This window comes from Haematobacter missouriensis (assembly GCF_000740775.1).
In the GTDB taxonomy this organism is placed as follows: Bacteria; Pseudomonadota; Alphaproteobacteria; order Rhodobacterales; family Rhodobacteraceae; genus Haematobacter; species Haematobacter missouriensis.
The window spans coordinates 1-416 of record NZ_JFGS01000123.1 but is presented as its reverse complement, the minus strand read 5'-3'; the positions used below and the strand labels follow the sequence as shown (position 1 = coordinate 416).

2 pseudogenes are annotated in these 416 nt (G+C 63.7%); both read left to right on the top strand.

Annotation, left to right across the window (positions count from 1 at the left end):
• Positions 1-190: pseudogene (locus CG51_RS20510) on the top strand (alkanal monooxygenase); the annotation flags it as partial.
• A 14-nt stretch (positions 191-204) separates the two neighbouring features.
• Positions 205-416: pseudogene (locus tag CG51_RS18925) on the top strand (LLM class flavin-dependent oxidoreductase); the annotation flags it as partial.

Genomic DNA, 416 nt, shown 5'->3' with positions numbered 1-416 from the left:
CTACAGCATCAGCGAACGCCGCCCCCGGATCGTCGCAGGCACGGGAGAGGACATTCACGAGGAACTGGCCAGCCTGCAACGCGATCATGGCGTGCGGGAATTCATCCTCGACATTCCGGTTGCGGATGCCGCTCGGCGGCTCCGCTCCATCCAACTCATCGCCCGGGCGCGTCAGCGCCGGGCCGCGTGAACAGGAGCAGGCATATGGCCACAGACATTACTTTCGGGATCATGCTTCAGGGTGCGGGCGGACATATGAACGCCTGGAAACACCCCTTCGGTCCGGCGGATGCGAGCGTGAACTTCGACTTTCTCGCCCGGACGGCGCGCAAGGCAGAGGCGGCGGGCGTCGCTTTCGCCTTCGTGGCCGACGGGCTGTATATCAACGAAAAGTCGATCCCGCATTTCCTCAACCG